We start from the raw sequence: 19,379 nt of genomic DNA, 5'->3' as shown, positions 1-19,379 counted from the left end.
TTGTTGATCGCTAGCTGTTGGCGGCGCACTGCATTGCACGCTAGACTTTCCCCTGGCGTCATTGGGGACAGATCATGTGGCGACTGGTTTCGGCGGCTCTTGCGCTGTTCGGCGTATCCCTCGCACCTGCGCTCGCCCAGCAGCTACCTCAACGCAGCGAATGCCTGGCGATGGCCAACGCGGCGCCCCGCGTGATGCCGGCTGCGTTCCGACAAGCGGCAGCGGCGGCCGAGGTCCAAATCACCTATGCCGGCCATTCCACCTATTTCATCGACACGCCCGCCGGCTTGCGTATCGCGACCGACTATAGCGGCGCATACCAGGTGGGACGGCTGCCCGATGTCGTGACCATGAACCGGGCGCACAGCACGCACTATTCCTTGTATCCGGACAAACGAATTCCCCATGTGCTGCATGGCTGGGCCGATGACGGCAAGCCGGCGATCGTGTCGGAGCGCATCGGCGACACCTTCATCCGCAACGTCACGACCGACATCCGCCGCTATTTCGGCGACGATGCCGGCAGCGACATGATCCGCGACGGCAATTCCATCTTCATCTTCGAGGCGGCCGGGCTCTGCATCGGCCATCTCGGCCACCTTCACCACAAGCTCGATGACAGCCATTTTGCCCAGATCGGGCGGCTGGACATCGTGATGGTGCCGATCGACGGCACCTACACCATGTCGCTGGACGGCATCTCCGAGATCACCAAGCGGCTACGCGCCTCGGTGGTGCTGCCGATGCACCGCTTCGCCACCCCGCTCGACGACTTCATGCGCCGGATCGGCCAGCAGTTCGAGATCGACCGGCGCGTCGAGCGCTCGTTCCGGATGTCGCGGGATGCGCTGCCGCCAAAGCCGACCGTGATCATCCTCGACGGGGTCTGAGGCGCAATTTTCTCCAAGCCGGCTGTCAGCCTTTGGTGTTGATCTCCCCGCGACAGGAGATCGACATGACCGGCTTTGCGAGATTGTTGCACGCGGACGGACCGAATCCCGAGCACGCGGCGGCGCTTCAGCTTTACGGCCGTTTCGTCGGCGACTGGGACGCCGAGATCGCGGCCCATGGACCCGGCGGAACGAAACACGTAGCGCCAGGCGAGATCCATTTTGGCTGGGTGCTGGAAGGGCGCGCCGTGCAGGACGTCTGGATCATCCCCCGCGCCGCAGGCGGGGCGGCCTTCCCGATCGCCGGAAATTGGTACGGCACGACGCTGCGCGTCTATGACCCCGCCATTTCCGCGTGGCGGATCTCCTGGTTCGATCCCGGCCGCAGCGTGTTCCGCCAGCAGATCGGCCGTCCGCGCGGTGAGGACATCGTGCAGGAAGGCTCGACCGAAGCCGGCGAACTGACGCGGTGGAGCTTTACCGAGATCACGGACGACTCCTTTCACTGGCTCGGCGAATCCAAACCGGCCGCCGCGGCCGACTGGCGCCTCGTGGTCGATGTGAGGGCGAAGCGGCGCAAGGGCTGACGAAAGCGCCGCTGTGCTCGCGGCGACGGACGCGGTTGCAGAACGCGCGCTGCTGCGTGAAGAGATCAGATGCTAGGCTCCTTCCACAAAAACATAGAGGGAGCGAACGCCGATGGCCGCAAGCGGTCTGCCTGCCAACACGAGCGGGCTATTCGTCGAGCCGCGCGAGGACTGGCTCGCGCTGCACCAGGAGGAAATCATCGATCCGGCGCGGCCGATCGTCGATCCCCACCACCATCTCTGGAATCGCGGCCATCGCTATCTGATCGAGGAGATGGCCGCCGACATCGCGTCCGGCCACAACATCATCGCCACCGTCTATGTCGATTGCCGCTCGATGTATCGCGCACATGGACCTGAGGCATTCCGGCCCGTCGGCGAAGTCGAGTTCGCCAACGGCGTCGCGGCGATGAGCGCCAGCGGAGGCTACGGCCCGGCCGCGATCTGCGCCGGTATCGTCAGCCACGCCAATCTTCTGCTGGGAGACGCCGCCAAGCCGGTGCTGGAAGCCGAGATCGCGGCGGGCAATGGCCGCATCCGCGGCATCAGGCATTCCTCGGCCTGGGACGAAGACCGTGTCGTCGCCGGCATGTATGCGAACAGGCCGAAGGAGCTGTTGCAGGATCCGAGTTTTCGCAAGGGCTTTGCCTGTCTGGCGCCGCTGAACCTCAGCTTCGATGCCTGGCTATTCCATCCACAGATCGGCGAACTGACCGAGCTGGCGCGCGCCTTCCCCGATACCAGGATCGTGCTCGATCATTGCGGCGGCCCAGCCGGCGTCGGTCGCTTTGCGGGCCGGCGCGAGGAGGTGTTTCCGCAATGGCGCGCGTCGATCCAGGAGATCGCGACGTGCGAGAACGTCGTGGTGAAGCTCGGCGGGCTCGCCATGTGCCTGCTCGGCTACGATTTCCATCTGCGCGAGAGACCGCCGTCATCGGAGGAGCTTGCCGCGGCATGGCGCCCCTATATCGAGACCTGTATCGAGGCATTCGGCGTGAAGCGAGCGATGTTCGAGAGCAATTTCCCGCCGGACAAGGGCCAGTGCAGCTACCAGGTGATCTTCAACGCGTTCAAGCGTATCGCCTCGCCCTTGAGCGAGGCCGAGAAAGCGGCACTGTTCTCGCAGACCGCGACCGACGTCTACCGGCTCGAGCTGCCGTCATGACGAAAAGAGGGGCCGGGATGTTGATCCCGCCCCCTCTTCATCGTGGCCGCTGGGAAGCGTCCTTGAAACCTTATTGTCCGATTTAGCCGGCACCCATCAGCGAGGCCGGCCGGCGTTCGCCGGTGGAGGCGAACCCATCTTCTTCAGCTTGTTGACCACGCGGATCAGGAAGCCGATCATTACCGGATTGGTCTTGCGGCAGAACGCGATCTTCTTGACGTGCCCTTCGACATGCCATTTGGCATGCGCGCCATCACGGAAGAAAATGACATCGCCGGGGCCGTAGCGCTTGGGCGGCATGCCCTCGCTTTCGAGCACGATCGATCCTTCCATGATCATGATCGTCTCGTCGATGTCGTAGTACCAGTTGAAGCGCCCCTCGGTGCAGGACCAGATGATCGTCTGGGCGGTGCCGTCGGCGCTGGTCGACAGGACACGCGAACGGGATACCGGATCGCCCTCGATGATCCAGGACGGCTCGATCGGCCGCAGCTCGAGGTCCACATTGCAACTACCGACTTCAATCAATGCGCGCGACATCTGCTTCCTCGGGAAATGATATTTGCGGCCGGATCCCGGCCCGGGTTGCTTCGAAAGATGCCCGGACGCTAGTGTTCCGCTTTTAATTCTTTCTTACGCCGGCTTCGAGAATCAGCCGGAAGCGGCCAGTGCAAATCGGTTAACGTCCCGATTCCCTTGCAAATCCGCCCACATGCCCCGGTCCTCTCCCGGGTGCGACAAAATGCGCGAAGGCACTGGAGCGGAGCCCGCCAATGGCTCTACACCCAAGCGCTGGTAGCCGGCTCCGGCTGCGCGCGCGTTGCGTCCGCCGCAGGATGCGCACCAGGGCTCTCGATCTAACCGCGCAGGAATTATGGCCGGTAGATGGGCGCAGCGCGAACCTGAGGCCGTCGCGCTCACCTTCTCTCATCCAAGAGAGTGACGCAGGCTATTTCGCCCATTCGCCCTTGCGGAACACGGGCACCTTGCTGCCGTCGGCCAAAATGCCATCGATGTCGGTCTCGGCCGAGCCGATCATCCAGTCGATATGGATCAGGCTCTGGTTGCCGCCTTGCGCCGCGATCTGCTGCGGCGTGAGCTGGGCGCCGTTGACGAAGCATTTCGAATAGCACTGGCCGAGCGCGATGTGAGACGCTGCGTTCTCGTCGAACAACGTATTGTAGAACAACAATCCGCTCTGCGAGATCGGCGAGGAATGCGGCACCAGCGCCACTTCGCCGAGGCGCCGCGCGCCCTCGTCGGTGTCGAGCACCTTGTTCAGCACCTCCGCGCCGCGCGAGGCTTTTGCGTCGACGATCTTGCCGTCCTCGAAGCGCACGGCGATGTTGTCGATCAGCGTGCCCTGATAGGACAGCGGCTTCGAGCTCACGACATGGCCGTAGACGCGACGGCAATGCGGCGTGGTGAAGACCTCTTCGGTCGGGATATTGGCGTTGCAGCTGATGCCGTTCTTGGAGAGCGAGGCGCCGCCTTCCCATTCGTGGCCGTCGGCAAGTCCGATGGTGAGATCGGTGCCGGGACCCGAATATTGCAGCGCGCGAAAACGCTGGCCGTTGAGCCAGTTGGTGCGCTCGCGCAGCACCGCGTTGTGGCTCGCCCAATTGCCCATCGCGTCCTCGCGATCGACGCGGGACGCGGCGAAAATCGCATCCGCGAGCTTGCCGACCGCGACGTCCTCGGGATCATCAGGGAACACCAGCTTCGCCCAGGACGGGCTCGGATAGGCGATGATGTTCCAGTTGGTGTCGAAGTTGACGATCTTCTCCAGCGCGGGCTGATAGGCCATCGAATTCGCCTTGCTCGCGCGCGCCACCTTGGAAGGATCCTCGCCCGACAGCAGCATCGGGTTGTCGCCGACGATGGCGAGGCGTGCGGTGTTGTCCGAGAACGCCTTGGCCATGCCCTCGTAGAGCCAGCCGGCGGCACGATCGAAACTGGCGTCGTGGCCATGGCGGTAGCGCGCCAGCGTCATCTCCTCGTCCGACAGGATCGGCGTCACGAGGCCGGCGCCGGCCTTGTAGGCATGCACGGCGATCCGCCGCACCAGCGGCAGCGCAATCGCGGGCGCCGTCAGAAGCAGATCCTGTCCCGGCCGCAAGCCCAGGCCCACCTTCACCGCCACCTCGGCCAGCCGGTCGAGCTTCGCGGGATCGATGGGAGTGGAGGTGTTGCGTTGATCAGTCATGCCGGGCCCTCTGCCGAAAGTCTCTCGCTCAATCTAAGTCTAGCATCGCAAGACACAAGTGTGCGAGCGTCCTGCAACGCACGAAAGATACGCAGTTTCACGCATTTTGGTTTTCAACGCGTTGCCGATATCAGCACCCGGTCGACCATGGCGGGCGCGAGTCCGAGGTAATTTTTCGGTGAGGTGAGCGCCTCGATTGTGGCGCGATCGATGCGGCTCGATATCCGCGAATCTGCGGACAGCGCATCGGCAAGGCTGATTCCCTTCTCGTTGGCCTGACGGCATGCATCATAGACCACGTCATGCGCCTCCTGCCGCCCGATCTGCGGCGCCAGCCCCATCATGACCGCTTCGGCCACAATCAGGCCGCGGCTGATGGCGAGGTTGTCGTTCATCTTCGCCTCGTCCACGATGAGACCTGCGAGCGCAAATTTCGCCTGGTGCAGCGCGCCAGCGGTCAGCACGAAGCTTTCGGGGATGGCCATCCATTCGGCGTGCCAGGGACCCGTGGCGCGCTCGAAATCCTGCACCATGGCGTCGAGCATCAGGCCTGCGTGCTGGCGCACCGCCTTGGACGCCGCAAGCATCAGTTCGGAGGAGATCGGGTTGCGCTTCTGCGGCATGGTCGAGGAGGCGCCGCGCCCCTTGACGAAGGGCTCGTAGACCTCGGCGAACTCGGTCGAGGCCATGATCATGATGTCGAGCGCGATCTTGCCGAGCGAACCGGTGACGAGGGCGAGGAAGTTCACAGCTTCGGCGAATCCGTCGCGCGCGACGTGCCAGGTCGAGGCCGGAACGCCGAGCTTCAGCTCGGCACAGAGCGCCGCCTGCACCTCGAATCCCTTGTCGCCAAGCGAGGCCAGCGTGCCGGCAGCGCCGGCGAACTGGCCGACCAGCACGCGCGGCTTCATTTGCGCCAGACGCTCGGCATGACGATCGAACATCGCGAGCCAGATCGCGGTCTTGTAGCCGAAGGTCACCGGCAGCGCCTGCTGGAGATGGGTTCGGCCCGCCATCGCCGTGTCGCGATGGCGCTTCGAGAGGTCGGCAAGGATCTTGCGCAGCTCCGCGATGTCGCGTTCGACGATCTCGATCGCAGCGCGCAGTTGCAGCACAACAGCCGTGTCCATGATGTCCTGCGTGGTCGCGCCCCAATGCACGTAGCGGCCGGCCTCGCCGCATTGCTTTGCCATCTGATGCACCAAAGGGAGGATCGGATAGCCGACGACATCGGTCTCCTGCCTGAGCAGATCGAAATCGAGCGCAGCGACGTCGGTCCGCGCCGCGATCGCTGCGGCCGCCTCTTGTGGGATCACACCGCACTTCGCTTCCGCCTTCGCCAGCGCCACCTCGACCTCGGCATAGCGCGCGACCGTCGCGACGTCGGAGAACACCTCGCGCATCTCAGGCGTGCCGAAGGCGTCGCGAAACAGCAGGGAGTCGAGCACCGTGGTGGAGGCGGGGAAAGCTGGCATGGGCGTTTCTTCGTGGTTGGTGTTCTGTGTGGGCGGCAGCTTACGCAGGCCACGCATTTCGGCAATGGACATTCACCGTTCGCCACATTTACCGCGCCACGACATTGTGACGGCACGTCATCCTGTTAATCCGCCATTTGAAGGTGCGAGGCGTGCGATGCGCAGCAGCGCACGAAGAGCCTCGAAGGATGAGCGACCACGATGCAGCGGCCCTCCATCCTTCGAGGCCTCCGCTGCGCCTTGACGCCTCGGGATGACGGTGTGGAGCGACAAGCATGGTCCCGGCCCGGCGGCGATCCGCCGACCGCAACATTCTAGCTCCGGTTGTATTCCCCTCCGGAGAGGGCATGGCTGCCATCACGCAATCGCGATGAACCAAGCGCCCCCTTCGAAAGACACATGATTTTCGACCCGAATTTCATTTCGTCATTTCGCTTGCCCGATTTCACATGAGGTCTGAGTTTTCGAAGTGCAGTTTCTGTTCCGGGACCACCTTCTGGATACCGACCGGCGCGAGCTGAGCCGCGAGCAGGTTCCCATTGCCGTGGAGCCGCAGGTGTTCGATCTCGTCGTCCACCTCATGCAGAACCGCGACCGGGTGGTCAGCAAGGACGAGTTGATCGACAAGATCTGGCACGGGCGCAGCGTGTCCGAATCCACCCTGACCAGCCGGATCAACGCGGCGCGCAAGGCGATCGGCGACAATGGCGCAAGTCAGACACTGATCCGCACCATCACCCGCAAGGGCTTTCGCTTCGTCGGTGATGTCCAGACACAGCTCGGCGCGGTCGCAACGGAGCCGGTTCGTGTCGCCCAGACCCAGGCAGCCTTCGCGCTGCCCGAGCGGCCCGCGATCGCCGTGCTGCCCTTCACGAATATGAGCGGCGAGGCCGGGCAGGATTATTTCTCCGACGGCATCAGCGAGGACATCATCACCGCGCTGTCGAAGCTGCGATGGTTCTTCGTCGTCGCGCGCAATTCCTCCTTCGTCTACAAGGGCCGCGCCGTGCACATCCACGAGGTCGCACGGGAACTCGGGGTGCGCTACGTGGTCGAAGGCAGCGTGCGGCGGAGCGGCGAGCGGGTGCGCATCTCGGCCCAGCTCAACGACGTCTCGACCGGCAGCCATCTCTGGGCCGAACGCTACGACCGAGAGCTCGCCGACATCTTCGCCGTGCAGGACGAGATCACCGAGGCGATCGTCGCCGCGATCGAGCCGCAGCTCTATGCCGCCGAAAGCTTCCGAGCCCAGCAGAAGCCTCCGGGCAGCCTGGATGCATGGGACCTCGTGATGCGCGCCCTGTCGCATTACTGGCGCATTACCCGCGAGGACAATGCCGCCGCGCAAGGGCTACTGGAACAGGCCGTCGCGATCGATCCCGCCTATGGCAAGGCACTGGGCCTGCTTGCGACCAGCCATATGTTCGGCGCGCATATGGGCTGGGCCGACATGGCCGCGACCTTGCCGCTTGCCGAACGTGCGGCGCTCGCGGCGGTGGAGGCCGATCGCGAGGATGCCTGGGCCCATCACGGCCTCGCCTACACCTATCTGTTCCGCCGCCGCTTCGACGACGCGTTGGCAGAATTCGAATTGGCCCTGAGGCTCAACCCGAATTTCGCGATGGCGCACGCCTTTCACGGCGTGACGCTGTGCTATGCCGGACGATGGCAGGACGGCGATGCCGCCGCCCGTCGCGCGCTGCGGCTGAGCCCGCGCGACCCGCTCGCGGCGATCTATTGCGGGGTTGCGGCCTATGCCCGGTTCGTCGGCCGCGACTATGAGGGAGCCGTCCAGATGGCACGGGAATCGATGCGCCAGCGCGGAGATTTCGTCGGCGCGCACCGCGTGCTGACGGCCGCCGCCGGGATGTCAGGAGATCCGGCGCTTGCGGCGTCCGCCCTGGAAGGCCTGCGCCGCGCCCAGCCCGAGGTCTCGCTTGCGTGGATCACGCGCGAGCTGCCGATGCTGCGGGAAGAGGATCGTGCGCATTATCTCGAAGGCCTGCGGCGCGCGGGCATGAAATGACAGTGGCGCGACGTGACGGCGCACTTTGTCCCTTGCAGCGCGATCCTCGCTCGAGCGCCGAAGCATGATCCGGAAAAGTGTGCGGCGGTTTTCCGAGAACATCGTGCTCAAACACTGACCCGGAGCGCGATGACGATACATCCTGGTCTCATCGCGCTTTAGTCGTCATCAGGCCCGAACAGCCTGATCTGCGGAAAACCGCTGCGTGGCCGGCCTGCATAGTCGCGCGCATCGGAATCTTCGCGGACGTTGCGCGCGACGTCATCCCAATCGGTGCGGTCGCGCATGCCGCGCGGTTCGCGCAATTCATAGTGCCGGCGCTCGGCCCAGCGCTCGCGGCGCTCGGCGCGGCGCCGTTCGGTCGCGGCACGCTTCACGTCGGACTCCCGCGCTTTGGCATAGGCATTGTTCGAGGCGGATGACGGCTCGGTCGAGGCCTGCTGCTCGGCAGGTTTTGCCGCCTGTGGTGACGATGGCGGGGCCGGCCTGGACGGCTCGACTGCAGCGGCTTGCGAAGGCTGCGGCGCCGGTGGTTCAGGATTCGCCTGCGCGGTTTGCGTGTCAGGCTTTGCGGCTTCAGGCTTTGCTTCGGCCCGCGCGGGCGCTGCGATCATTGCGCCGAAGGCCTGCGAGCCGGTGAGATAGTTCACGCGCTCGGACGGCCCGTTCGCGGTCGCCGGCGTGGCAGCCTCCGTGCGCTGCGCCACCTTGCTGGTATCCGGGCCCTGCTTGGATGCGACCGGATGCATGATGTTGCCGGCAACGATACCGCCGCCGAGACCAATGGCGATGGCCGCGATGATGGTTCCGGCACCGACAAAATAGGCTGTCGAGGCGCGCATTCATCCACTCCCTCTTTTGGAGCGGGCAACGCGTGGGGATTGCCAGATGTTCCTGATGGCCGCGGCTCCTGAAACAGGAAACCGCGCGGATCAGATTTGCTGCGCGACCTTCTCGAGCCCGATGAGGCGAGCGAGCTTGCGCACTTCTTCCTTCTGGTCGTCACGCAGCTGGAACAACAGCGGCATCGCGGCCGACTTCAACTGCTGCACCTCGTCGCAATTCGGGTCGATCTGCGAACCGGGCGGCGCGTTCGGATTCGACAGCTTGTTCGCCTGGATCTTGCGGGCGACGTTGCGAAGCGCGGTCTCGACCGAGGGCCAGTAATATTCCTGCGACGACGACAGTTTCAGGCGATCCCTGATGCCTGCGATCTGCCCGTCGGACAGCAGCGAATAAGGCTTCTGCGGCTGCGGCTTGGCGACGACCTTCGGCTTGGCCGGAACTTCGACGGTTGGAACCTCCGTCCCGGCGGGCGCCTCGTGCACGCTCGCGTTCGGCATCGCGAAATCGGAGGGCGTCGCGGCGGCGAAGGCCTGACGCAGCGGCTCGGTCAGGACGGGCGCCTGCGAAAGCTTGTCGGCGGCCACCTGGACCGGCTCGATCGCGGCCGAGGCCAGCGCAAGCGTCGGGACCAGACGGTCGGCCTTGGCGGCGCGGTTGGTTGCCAGCGGCTTGGGAGGAGGCGTCTGGGCGATCATCTCGGCGCTGACGCTGGGCACGCTGTCGCGGCCGAGAATGGCGGTGGTGGCGGCGCCGAGGACGAGGAAGCAGGTCAGCGCGACGATGGTGATGGCTTTGGACAAACGTCTCTCCGCGTCCGACTTCAAGTCCACGTGATCAGTGCCCCAAAAACTGGGCGATAATTAAGGCTTAACGGTGCCATTGCAGCGGCAAATCGAGCGGACTGCGGCGACACCGCCCGAAAAGCTCAAGAAAATCAGGCAGCTGCCGCGAGGTCATAGGCATCCTGGATGTCGGCCACGATCTCCGAGGCCTCCCAGACCGCACGCGGCTCGACCGATTGCAGCGTCACCGTCCAATTGCCGCCGCGGCGGGTGCGGGGGACGCTGACGATGTCGAAACGGACGTTGCGGCACAGCGGGTGGCGGGCCAGGGCATGGGCGACGCGGACGCGGATCTCGTCCATCGTCGCAGCTGACTTGCTGTTGAGAAAATCGAAGTCCATCGCCTGTCCCCTCTCGGTCCTGGTTGGCGGCCGTGAAGGGGATTCTTGGCGGGCGATGGTTAATCTGCCGTTAAATGCGGGCGCGCAGGGGCGCGCTCGATTAACTGTGATCGGGCTGGGAGAACATCGATGTCCCGGCAGGACTGGATCGGCTACCGCCCACCCGCCTCGCGATATTCCGCACGCGTCCGCGCGACGAGATCGTCGACCGCGAGCACCTCCGTCACCCCAGATGCGGAGTGCCCGGCGCTCCAGATGTCGCGCCAGCGCTTCGGCCGGTTCTCGCGCGCGGCGACGTCGATGTCCTTGACGATGTCAATCGCGCCGCGCGCCGGCAGGTCGTCCGGATCAAGTCCGGCGGCGACGATTGACGGCCGCAGCATGCTGGTCTGCAAGCCCGTGAACGCGGTGGTGAGCAGGATGTCGTCGGCGCCGCTCTCGACCAGCATCCGCTTGTAGCGAACGTCCGCCATGCTCTCCCGCGTCGCAATGAACTTCGTGCCCATATAGGCGAGATCGCAGCCGAGCACTTCAGCGGCCCGCAGCGCGTAGCCGTCACTGATGCCGCCCGCCAGCACGATGATGCCGTCGTAGAATGCGCGCACCGCGCGGACGAAGGCGAACGGGTTGAGCCAGCCGGTCTGCCCGCCCGCGCCCGCCGTGAGCAGCACCAGCCCGTCCGCGCCGGCTTCCGCCGCACGCTCGGCGTGGCGGATCGAGGCGACATCCGCCAGCACCAACGCCCCGGCATCATGGAGTGGCCTCAACACCTGCGCGGGCGATCCGACCGAGGTGATGACGATCTCCGGCCCGTGCCGCAGCAGCACGGCGAGATCCTGTGCGAGCCGCGCATTGGAGCGGTGCACGATCAGGTTCGGACAGAGCGGCGCGACCTTGCGCCCGGTTTGATCTTCATGCTGTCGCAGCCGCGTGCCGATCTCGGTGAGCCATGCGTCGAGTTGTTCCGTGTCGCGGCAATTCGCGGTGGGAAAGCTGCCGATCACCCCATTGCGGCAAGACGCGACCATGAGCTCGACGCCCGACACCAGAAACATCGGCGCCGCGATCAGCGGCAGCGCGAGACGATCGCGGAAGCGTTGCAGTCGATCCGATGGCATGCATGCCTCCCTGCGCGGGCGTTGTCGTTCCCTCCCGCAGTCTCTGTGCTAGCGTCATCGACAACATTGGCACGCCAGAAGCCGGTGACAAAGCAACGAGGAAACATATGTCTGATCCGCTCCACGCATCGCCTCCAGCTTGTGCGCAGACGCTACGGGCGCTGTCGCGCTATCCCGACCGCACCGCTTTCGCCTGGCCCGGCGGATCGCTGAGCTATCGCGGTACGATCGACCTGATCGGACGCATCCAGGGCGTGTTCATGCGGCTTGGATTGCAGCCCGGCGCGCGCGTCGCCTTCCTCACCGCGAATCGCGCCGATACCTGGTGCGCCGGCGTCGCCGCGCAATTGGCACGGCTCTGCATCACCTGGCTGCATCCGCTGGGATCGCTGGAGGACCAGCTGTTCCAGCTCGAGGACTCCGAGGCCGAGATGCTGGTGGTCGATGCGGCCGCCTTCCGCGACCGCGGTGGCGAGCTCGCTGCCAAGGCCGGCCGGCTGAAGGCGGTCTTCACCATGGGGCCGGCCGGCTACGGCGTCGATCTGCTGGCCGCCATCGAAAATGCCGGACACGCGAGCCCGCTGTGCCTTGCCGGCCCCGACGATCTCGCCACGCTGAACTACACCGGCGGCACCACCGGCAAATCCAAGGGCGCGCTACGCTATCATCGCGAGAATGCCGGAGCCGCCGGCGCGATCCTGGCCGATTTCGAGATTCCGGAGGCTGCGCGCTATCTCACGGTCGCGCCGATCAGCCATGTCGCCGGCACAAAGGTGCTGCCGACCCTGATGCGCGGCGGCACGGTGCACATGCTGAAAGGTTTCGATCCCGAGGCGGTGCTGACGACGATCGCACGCGAGCGCATCAACTTCACGTTGTTCGTTCCGACCATGATCTATGTGCTGCTCGATCATCCCGCACTGGAGAAGACCGATTTGTCCTCGCTCGAGCTCGTGCTCTATGGCGCCTCCGCGATGTCGCCGAGCCGGCTGCTCGAGGGTATCGAATGCATCGGGCCCGTATTCTCGCAGCTCTACGGCCAGACCGAATGCTATCCCGTCTCGGTCCTGCGCAAGGCCGACCACGATCCCAAGAACCCGGAGCTGTTCCTGTCCTGCGGTTTCCCGATCGCAGCGTGCGAGGTCAAGATCCTCGACGACAACGACCAGGAAGTGAAGGCGGGCGAGCCCGGCGAAATCTGCGTGCGTGCCCCGCATGTGATGGCGGAGTACTGGAAGCGGCCGGACGTCACCGCCGAGACGCTGAAGAACGGCTGGGTCCATACCGGCGACATCGCGCGCAGGGACGAGCGCGGCTACATGTTCATCCTCGACCGCAAGAAAGACATGATCGTGTCCGGCGGCTTCAACATCTTCCCGCGCGAGGTCGAGGACGTGCTGTCGCAGCATGCGGATGTGGCGATGGTGGCGGTCGTCGGCATTCCCGACGAGAAGTGGGGCGAGGCCGTCACCGCCATCGTCGTACCGCGCGAGGGGGCAAAGCCCGATCCGGACGAGCTGATCAACCTGGTCAAGACGCGAAAGGGCTCGGCGCATGCCCCGAAGCAGGTTCAGTTCGTAGAGCAATTGCCGATGACCGGCGTCGGCAAAGTCGACAAGAAGGTGCTGCGGGCGGGCTTCTGGAGCGGGCGGGACCGGATGGTGGGATGAGCACCCCGGGATTCTACGGGGGAGTTGTGGCCGGGACACCACAACACGCAACGGAGTTGGGTGGCGGCGAGGTCCACGAATTGCCGGCGAATCAGGGAATCACCTAGACCGCTGATGGGGCTGGGAAGCGGAGTAAGAGATGAGAGTCGCTTCCCTGGAAAGTGCAATCGCCGCGGTCACGTTGATCACGGCGATCATCGTGGTGCTGTGGGAGATCAAGATCTTCTACGGAATGTGAACTGGCAGGATGCCCTGGTCGAGCACGACCTTGCATCCCTTCCGCGGCGGCGGAAGCCTGCCGTTCAATCGGCTCCAAGAGCGACGCTTGCCGTCGCGCTCACCGCTTCTCGATCACCAGGCTCTGCACCGCCCGGCCGAAATAGCCCTGCCGGTCTGCCAGCCGAGACATCGCAAGGCCGGCGCCGTCGGCACCGATCCACGACTCGCCATCGAGCAAGATCCACTCACCGATGGGTTGGCGCGAAAAATTCACGGTGAGATCGGCGTTGATGTAGGTCCAGGCACGGAAGTCGAGCGTTGAGGCAGTGCCGTTGGAGAAGTCGGCGGCGACCACGGCGCGCATCGCCTGCGACACCGCTTCACCGGCGATCAGCGGATGGTCGACGCGAAACCAGATCGCGCCGGCGCCGGCCTGGCCGAAACGGCCGCGCGCGGCGCGCATCGAGACCGATCGCACGAACGGGCTGGTGGCGGCGTGACCGTCCTCGACCAGCGAGTCCTCCGGCGACGGCAGCGTGACCGGCAACTCCTCGACGTCATCGGGCAGGTTCAGCACCTGGCGCCTGACCTTCAGCACGGTGGCTCCGACGACCTGTACGCCGTCCGCGAGCAGCTTGATCCCGCAGAGCTGGATCTTGCGGCCCTCGCGCAAGACTTCAGTCACGATCGTGAGCGGCGCGACCGGCACCGGCCGCATCAGATCGATCGTGACGCGGGCGATGTCCATCGCAACAGGCGTCGGAATGCGTTCGGCCGCCCATGTCACCAGCGAAGCCGGCGCCGAGCCGTGCTGCATGCGCCGGTCCCAGGGGCCGGCCGCATCCGGACTGGTGACGACGCTGTTGCCGTCGACGCGGTAGATGGCGGTCATCATTTCAATCCGTCTCGGTTGACGTTCCCCGGACGCGGCGGTGCGCATAGCGGTGCGCCGTCCGGGGTCCACGCGTGGCGGCGATGAGTCCCCCCGGCTCTGCGGAGCAATGCTACGCATTGCACCGCGTCCGGGACACGAGAACTACAGCGGCGGATCGATCGCTTCCTCGTACTCCTTCTTGAAGCGCGCGATCAGCCCGGCCGCTGGTACGACCTTGTCGATGCTGCCGATGCCCTGGCCGCTTCCCCAGATCTCCTTCCAGGCCTTCGGCTTGGCGCGCTCGCCGGAGGCGTCGGTGCCGAAATTCATCTTGGAAGGATCGGACGTCGGCAGATTGTCGGGATCCATTCCGGCCGCGAGGATCGAGGGCTTCAGATAATTGCCGTGCACGCCGGTGAAGAGGTTGGAATACACGATATCGTCGGCCGACGATCCCGCGATCATCTCCTTGTAGCGCTCGACCGCATTGGCCTCCTTGGTCGCGATGAAGGCCGAGCCGATATAGGCGAAGTCGGCGCCGAGAATGCGTGCAGCGCGGATGGCCTTGCCGTTGCCGATCGCTCCCGACAGCGCGATCGGACCGTCGAACCATTTTCGCGTTTCGGCAACGAAAGCCAGCGGCGAGATGGTGCCGGCATGGCCGCCGGCGCCGGCTGCGACCAGGATCAGGCCGTCGGCGCCCTTCTCGATCGCCTTGTGGGCGAATTTCTGGTTGATCACGTCGTGGAAGACAATGCCGCCCCAGCCGTGCACGGCCTGGTTCAGCTCCTCGCGCGCGCCGAGCGAGGAGATGATCATCGGCACCTTGTACTTGGCGCAGAGCTGCATGTCATGGTCGAGCCGGTTGTTCGACTTGTGCACGATCTGGTTGACTGCGAACGGCGCCGACGGCTTGTCGGGATGGGCGCGGTCATACGCCGCGAGCTCTTCGGTGATCCGCGCCAGCCATTCGTCGAGCAGCTCCGGCGGCCGCGCATTCAGCGCCGGAAACGAGCCGACCACACCAGCCTTGCACTGCGCGATCACGAGATCGGGCACCGAGATGATGAAGAGCGGCGAGCCGATCACCGGGATCGACAGGCGCCCTTTGAACAAGGCAGGCATAGACATTGCGAAACGATCCTCTGTTGACGGTCAAATCGAAGGTTGGGGTCATACCAACAAGGCAATCTTTCCACTGTCAAGTATTGCGTTTTGACGCCGGAGGAGGACGCGGCTGGCGCAATTCCAAGCAGCGGAATTCCTTCTTCGCCTCTCCCATAGGCAGAGGTCGAATCGCGCAGCAATTCGGGTGAGGGGATCAAGTCCCACGAGCGAGCGTAACCCCTCACCCGGCGCTACGCGCCGACCTCTCCCTATGGGAGAGGTAAACACCGCCAGCGCGGCAAAGAGCTCAACCAATCAAATCCGGATTGATCAGCCGCTCGAACGAGAACATCTCGTCCCACTTCTCCTGCGTGAGCAGTTTGCGCTCGACCACGACGATCTGGTGCAGCGGCTTGCCGCTCTTGTAACCCTCGCGCGCGATCTCGGCGCATTGCTTGTAGCCGAGCAGCGGCTTCAGCACGGTGACGATACCGAGCGAGTTCAGCACCATGTTGCGGGTGTGCTCCTCGTTGGCGGTGATGCCGACCACGCAATTCTCGCGCAGGCTGTTGACCGCGCGCTCCATGGTGCGGATCGAGAAGAACAGCGCGAACGAGATCACCGGCTCCATCACGTTGAGCTGGAGCTGGCCGGCGGAAGCCGCGAGCGTCACCGTGGTGTCGAGCCCGATGACGAGGAAGCTGGTCTGGTTGACGACCTCGGGGATCACCGGATTGACCTTGCCGGGCATGATCGAGGAGCCCGGCTGCAGCTGCGGCAGATTGATCTCGTTGAAGCCGGCGCGCGGGCCCGAGGCGAGGAGGCGGATGTCGTTGCAGATTTTCGTCAGCTTGCTCGCCGTGCGCTTCAGCACGCCCGAGAGCTGCACATAGGCGCCGGTGTCGGAGGTCGCCTCGACGAGATCGCCGGCAAGCACGAAGTCGACGCCGGTGAGCGCGCCGAGGTGCCGCACGGCGAGCTTGGGATAGCCGACCGCGGCCGTGACGGAGGTGCCGATCGCGGTGGCACCGAGATTGATCTCGCGCAGCAGCGCGCGCGCTTCCGAGATGCGGTCGACCTCCTCGCCGATGGTGGTGCCCCAGCCGCGGAATTCGGCCCCGAGCGACATCGGCACCGCGTCCTGGAGATGCGTGCGGCCCATCTTCAGCACGCGATCGAATTCGCGGCCCTTGGTGAAGAAGGCCTCCTGGAGCTGGCGCAGCGCCGTCATGTAGCTCTCGAGCCGCAGGATCAGCGCCAGCCGAAAGGCGGTCGGATAGGTGTCGTTGGTCGACTGGCCGTAATTGACGTGATCGTTGGGACTGACGTGCTGGTAGTCGCCCTTGCTGAAACCGAGCGCTTCCAGTGCGAGGTTCGCGATCACCTCGTTGGCGTTCATGTTGGTGGAGGTGCCGGCGCCGCCCTGGATGAAGTCGGTGACGAACTGATCCATCATGTCGCCGGCGATGACGCGGTCGCAGCCGAGGATGATGGCGTCCGCGACCTTGGCTTCGATCGCACCGAGATCGCGATTGGCCATGGCGGCAGCCTTCTTGACGTAGCCAAGCGCCTTCACGAAGTAAGGCTCCTGGCTCATCGGAATGCCGGTGATGTGGAAGTTCTCCTTCCCGCGGATGGTCTGGACGCCGTAATAGATGTCGTCGGCGATCTCACGCTGTCCGAGGAAGTCCTGCTCCGTCCGGCTCATGGGCGCTCCTTGCTGCTTCCGCGCTGGGCCGTCACGTCAGTTCTGGCACAGCGCGCTGGTCACGAAGGTGTCGGTGCGGCAGTCGTCCGGTTTACGCTGCCTGCCAGGAATGAGAACCTTGGCCGAGCACTTCTCGGCGGAGTCGGCATTCAGGCTCTTGCCTTCCTTGTAGCCCTTGCCCTGGCAGAGCTGGTCGGCGGCCTGCTTGCAGTCGGGCGCGCCGTTTGACGAGATGGGGCAGACCACGCGCCCTGATACCATGGTCGAGGGCGTGGCCAGCCGCGACAGGTCGCTCATGGTCTCGCTCGGGCTTTTGATCGGCGGCAGGATCGAAGGCAGCTTGTCGAACAGCTTGCCCATTTCATTGATCAGCCCGGGATTTTCCTCGCGCGGCGGCGCGGCGGAAGAGGCCGGCGTCGAGGGCGACGGCGCGGCCTGGGCCCCCTGCTGCTGGAGGCCGAGCGATGGCGGTGCAGATTGCGTCCACCCGATGCCGCCGCCACTGAGGAGGAGCAGCAGCGCCGCTGACGTCAGCGTCCCGAGCCGCACCGCCGGATTGCCGGATCGAACCATCATGGCGGCAACCGTAGCCGAAGCCGGTCCTGCGGCAAAGCCGCCAGGGCTCCTAAAGCGCGATGCGATTAGGATGAATCGTCATCGCGCTTTACGTTGTTGTTTTAGCATGATCTTTTCGGAAAACCGCTGCGCACTCTTCCGGATCATGCTTTAGATCAACTTGACCGCCACCACGAAGCCGAGCACCAGCACGATCGCGCCGATCGCGACCCACAATCCGAGATGCCGTTCGATCCTGACTCGGATCCAGTCGCCGTAGCGGTTGAGCAGGATCGCGACGACGAAGAAGCGTCCGCCACGCGCGACGATCGAGCAGAGGATGAACAGGATGATGTTGTAGCCGGCAAAGCCCGAGGTGATGGTGACGAGCTTGTAGGGGATCGGCGTCAACCCCTTGAGAAGGATGATCACCGCGCCCCATTCCGCATAGGAGGCGCGGAAGGCGTCGACCTTGTCGCCGAGGCCGTAGACCTGGATCAGCCATTGGCCGACCGAGTCGAACAGCAGCGCTCCGATGGCGTAGCCGACGATGCCGCCGAGCACCGAGGTCGCGGTGCAGACCGCCGCATAGAGCCAGGCACGCTGCGGGCGCGCCAGTGACATCGGAATCAGCATCACATCCGGCGGGACCGGAAAGAAGGAGCTTTCGGCGAAGGAGACGACACCCATGATCCAGAGCGCATAGGGCTTGTGGGCGGCGTCGATGCACCAGTCGTAAATACGTTTCAGCATGGCGCCGCGATGAAGCACCATGGGACGGATTTGTCCATGCCGAGATTGAGGCGAATTATGACGTTTCTAGTGGCGCTTGCGCGCGGCACGGCCCTCGAGCGCGACAATTGGCCGCCTGGCCGCAACGCGGGGTGACGCGACTTTGGGCAGTTTCATCGGTGATTTCGGCAGCTTCTCGGCAATGCCGAGCATGTCCTCACGCCGCGTCATCTCCCGCCAGACGTCCTCGGGACGTACCCCGGCCGAGGCCCACAGCACGGTGAGATTGTAGAGCAGATCGGCACTTTCCCGGATCACGGCCTCGCTATCGCCGTTGACCGCATCGATTACGACTTCGATGGCCTCTTCGGCCAGCTTCTTGGCCATTTTGGAAGGGCCGCGCTGAAACAGCCGGGCGGTGCGCGATGTTGCCGGATCAAGATCTCTGGCCGCGAGCACAGCCAGATATAGCCGCTCAAGCGAATCACTCATGGTACTCAAAACTACTCTAAACCAATGGCAAGCGCGTTAACGCGCGACAATAAAAGCAGAAAACGGGCCGACGCGGCAAGCGCGACGGCCCGTCATGGTCAACCCATGGATGCCGAACTAGTAGCAGTTCTGATAGTAGCCCTGGCCGCAGAACTCGGACGGAGCCGTGCCGCCATAGCGCTGATACTGGTAGTTCGGGCCCGGACCATAATAGGGACCGTAGGCCGGAGCGCTGTAATAGGCCGGACCGCCGTAATAGCCGTAGCCCGGACCGTAGTCATAGGCGTAGGCATTGCGGCTGGCCGCGATGGCGAGACCCGTGCCTATGGCCGCGAAAGCCGCAGCTGCGGCCGCGCCGCCTCCACCGCCATGCCAGTGGCGACCGCCCGCATATGACGCGGTCGGGGCAATCGTGGTCAGCGCCAGCACCGCGGTAGTGGCGAGAACGGCCTTTCGGCCCGCAAATCTGGAGAATCGCTCGAACATGTCTTGGGCCCTCCTTTGGGACCTGGAACGGACGCCTGCG

18 protein-coding genes and 1 pseudogene are annotated in these 19,379 nt (G+C 64.7%); 5 read left to right on the top strand and 14 right to left on the bottom strand.

Annotated features, from left to right (window positions below):
- Positions 1 to 74: 74 nt before the first annotated feature.
- The 3 genes from ABIA42_RS37240 (at position 75) to ABIA42_RS37230 (ending at position 2,642) form a co-directional block, all read left to right on the top strand.
- On the top strand, positions 75 to 890 hold the full coding sequence (locus ABIA42_RS37240) for an MBL fold metallo-hydrolase (RefSeq protein WP_370116024.1): 816 nt from the start codon (positions 75 to 77) through the stop codon (positions 888 to 890).
- 65 nt (positions 891 to 955) lie between these two features.
- Entirely contained in the window at positions 956 to 1,477 is a 522-nt protein-coding gene (locus ABIA42_RS37235; RefSeq protein ID WP_370116026.1) for a hypothetical protein, read from the top strand.
- A 112-nt stretch (positions 1,478 to 1,589) separates the two neighbouring features.
- Complete coding sequence (locus tag ABIA42_RS37230) at positions 1,590 to 2,642, top strand: amidohydrolase (RefSeq protein WP_370116027.1); 1,053 nt, start codon at positions 1,590 to 1,592, stop codon at positions 2,640 to 2,642.
- An 82-nt stretch (positions 2,643 to 2,724) separates the two neighbouring features.
- On the opposite strand, the pseudogene ABIA42_RS37225 reads toward ABIA42_RS37230, so the two are convergent.
- From ABIA42_RS37225 to pcaB, 3 genes and pseudogenes are all read right to left on the bottom strand, one after another.
- A pseudogene (locus ABIA42_RS37225) lies at positions 2,725 to 3,182 on the bottom strand (cupin domain-containing protein).
- A gap of 409 nt (positions 3,183 to 3,591) precedes the next feature.
- On the bottom strand, positions 3,592 to 4,848 hold the full coding sequence (locus ABIA42_RS37220; protein ID WP_194390091.1) for an aminopeptidase: 1,257 nt from the start codon (positions 4,846 to 4,848) through the stop codon (positions 3,592 to 3,594).
- Positions 4,849 to 4,961: 113 nt separating this feature from the next.
- Positions 4,962 to 6,323: a 3-carboxy-cis,cis-muconate cycloisomerase gene (gene pcaB / locus ABIA42_RS37215; RefSeq protein WP_370116029.1), complete on the bottom strand. Its 1,362-nt coding sequence runs from the start codon at positions 6,321 to 6,323 to the stop codon at positions 4,962 to 4,964.
- 469 nt (positions 6,324 to 6,792) lie between these two features.
- Here pcaB and ABIA42_RS37210 point away from each other — a divergent pair, with 469 nt between their 5' ends.
- Entirely contained in the window at positions 6,793 to 8,349 is a 1,557-nt protein-coding gene (locus ABIA42_RS37210; protein ID WP_271527056.1) for a winged helix-turn-helix domain-containing protein, read from the top strand.
- Positions 8,350 to 8,507: 158 nt separating this feature from the next.
- Here ABIA42_RS37210 and ABIA42_RS37205 read toward each other — a convergent pair whose 3' ends face one another.
- The 4 genes from ABIA42_RS37205 to ABIA42_RS37190 all read right to left on the bottom strand — a co-directional run bounded on the left by ABIA42_RS37205 (position 8,508) and on the right by ABIA42_RS37190 (position 11,496).
- On the bottom strand, positions 8,508 to 9,191 hold the full coding sequence (locus ABIA42_RS37205; RefSeq protein ID WP_370116030.1) for a hypothetical protein: 684 nt from the start codon (positions 9,189 to 9,191) through the stop codon (positions 8,508 to 8,510).
- A gap of 90 nt (positions 9,192 to 9,281) precedes the next feature.
- Positions 9,282 to 9,995 (bottom strand): hypothetical protein, encoded by a 714-nt coding sequence (locus tag ABIA42_RS37200; protein WP_370116031.1) that lies wholly within the window; start codon positions 9,993 to 9,995, stop codon positions 9,282 to 9,284.
- 134 nt (positions 9,996 to 10,129) lie between these two features.
- On the bottom strand, positions 10,130 to 10,378 hold the full coding sequence (locus tag ABIA42_RS37195; protein ID WP_124159385.1) for a hypothetical protein: 249 nt from the start codon (positions 10,376 to 10,378) through the stop codon (positions 10,130 to 10,132).
- Between the two features lie 152 nt (positions 10,379 to 10,530).
- Positions 10,531 to 11,496 (bottom strand): NAD(P)H-dependent flavin oxidoreductase, encoded by a 966-nt coding sequence (locus ABIA42_RS37190; RefSeq protein ID WP_370116033.1) that lies wholly within the window; start codon positions 11,494 to 11,496, stop codon positions 10,531 to 10,533.
- A gap of 107 nt (positions 11,497 to 11,603) precedes the next feature.
- Between ABIA42_RS37190 and ABIA42_RS37185 the strand changes: the two genes are divergently transcribed.
- Entirely contained in the window at positions 11,604 to 13,166 is a 1,563-nt protein-coding gene (locus ABIA42_RS37185) for an AMP-binding protein (protein ID WP_370116034.1), read from the top strand.
- Between the two features lie 337 nt (positions 13,167 to 13,503).
- On the opposite strand, the gene ABIA42_RS37180 is transcribed toward ABIA42_RS37185, so the two are convergent.
- From ABIA42_RS37180 to ABIA42_RS37150, 7 genes are all read right to left on the bottom strand, one after another.
- Positions 13,504 to 14,277 carry a thioesterase family protein gene (locus ABIA42_RS37180; protein ID WP_271527061.1) on the bottom strand — a complete coding sequence of 258 codons (774 nt, stop codon included), beginning with the start codon at positions 14,275 to 14,277 and terminating at the stop codon, positions 13,504 to 13,506.
- A gap of 144 nt (positions 14,278 to 14,421) precedes the next feature.
- Positions 14,422 to 15,390, bottom strand: a complete 969-nt coding sequence (locus ABIA42_RS37175; RefSeq protein ID WP_370116036.1) for an NAD(P)H-dependent flavin oxidoreductase — start codon at positions 15,388 to 15,390, stop codon at positions 14,422 to 14,424.
- Between the two features lie 283 nt (positions 15,391 to 15,673).
- A complete protein-coding gene (locus tag ABIA42_RS37170) occupies positions 15,674 to 17,074 on the bottom strand; it encodes an aspartate ammonia-lyase (RefSeq protein ID WP_370116038.1) in 1,401 nt (466 codons plus the stop codon).
- 36 nt (positions 17,075 to 17,110) lie between these two features.
- A complete protein-coding gene (locus ABIA42_RS37165; protein WP_271527064.1) occupies positions 17,111 to 17,650 on the bottom strand; it encodes a hypothetical protein in 540 nt (179 codons plus the stop codon).
- A gap of 150 nt (positions 17,651 to 17,800) precedes the next feature.
- A complete protein-coding gene (locus ABIA42_RS37160) occupies positions 17,801 to 18,403 on the bottom strand; it encodes a YqaA family protein (protein ID WP_370116040.1) in 603 nt (200 codons plus the stop codon).
- A 45-nt stretch (positions 18,404 to 18,448) separates the two neighbouring features.
- Positions 18,449 to 18,853 (bottom strand): phosphoribosyl-ATP diphosphatase, encoded by a 405-nt coding sequence (gene hisE / locus ABIA42_RS37155; RefSeq protein WP_035671782.1) that lies wholly within the window; start codon positions 18,851 to 18,853, stop codon positions 18,449 to 18,451.
- 117 nt (positions 18,854 to 18,970) lie between these two features.
- Positions 18,971 to 19,339 (bottom strand): hypothetical protein, encoded by a 369-nt coding sequence (locus ABIA42_RS37150; protein ID WP_271527066.1) that lies wholly within the window; start codon positions 19,337 to 19,339, stop codon positions 18,971 to 18,973.
- Positions 19,340 to 19,379 lie beyond the last annotated feature (40 nt).

Origin of the sequence: Bradyrhizobium sp. USDA 327 (genome assembly GCF_041262065.1) — a bacterium.
GTDB classification, from domain to species: domain Bacteria; phylum Pseudomonadota; class Alphaproteobacteria; order Rhizobiales; family Xanthobacteraceae; genus Bradyrhizobium; species Bradyrhizobium liaoningense.
The sequence above is the reverse complement of the archived record's forward strand: the minus strand, read 5'-3'. Positions and strand labels throughout refer to the sequence as shown.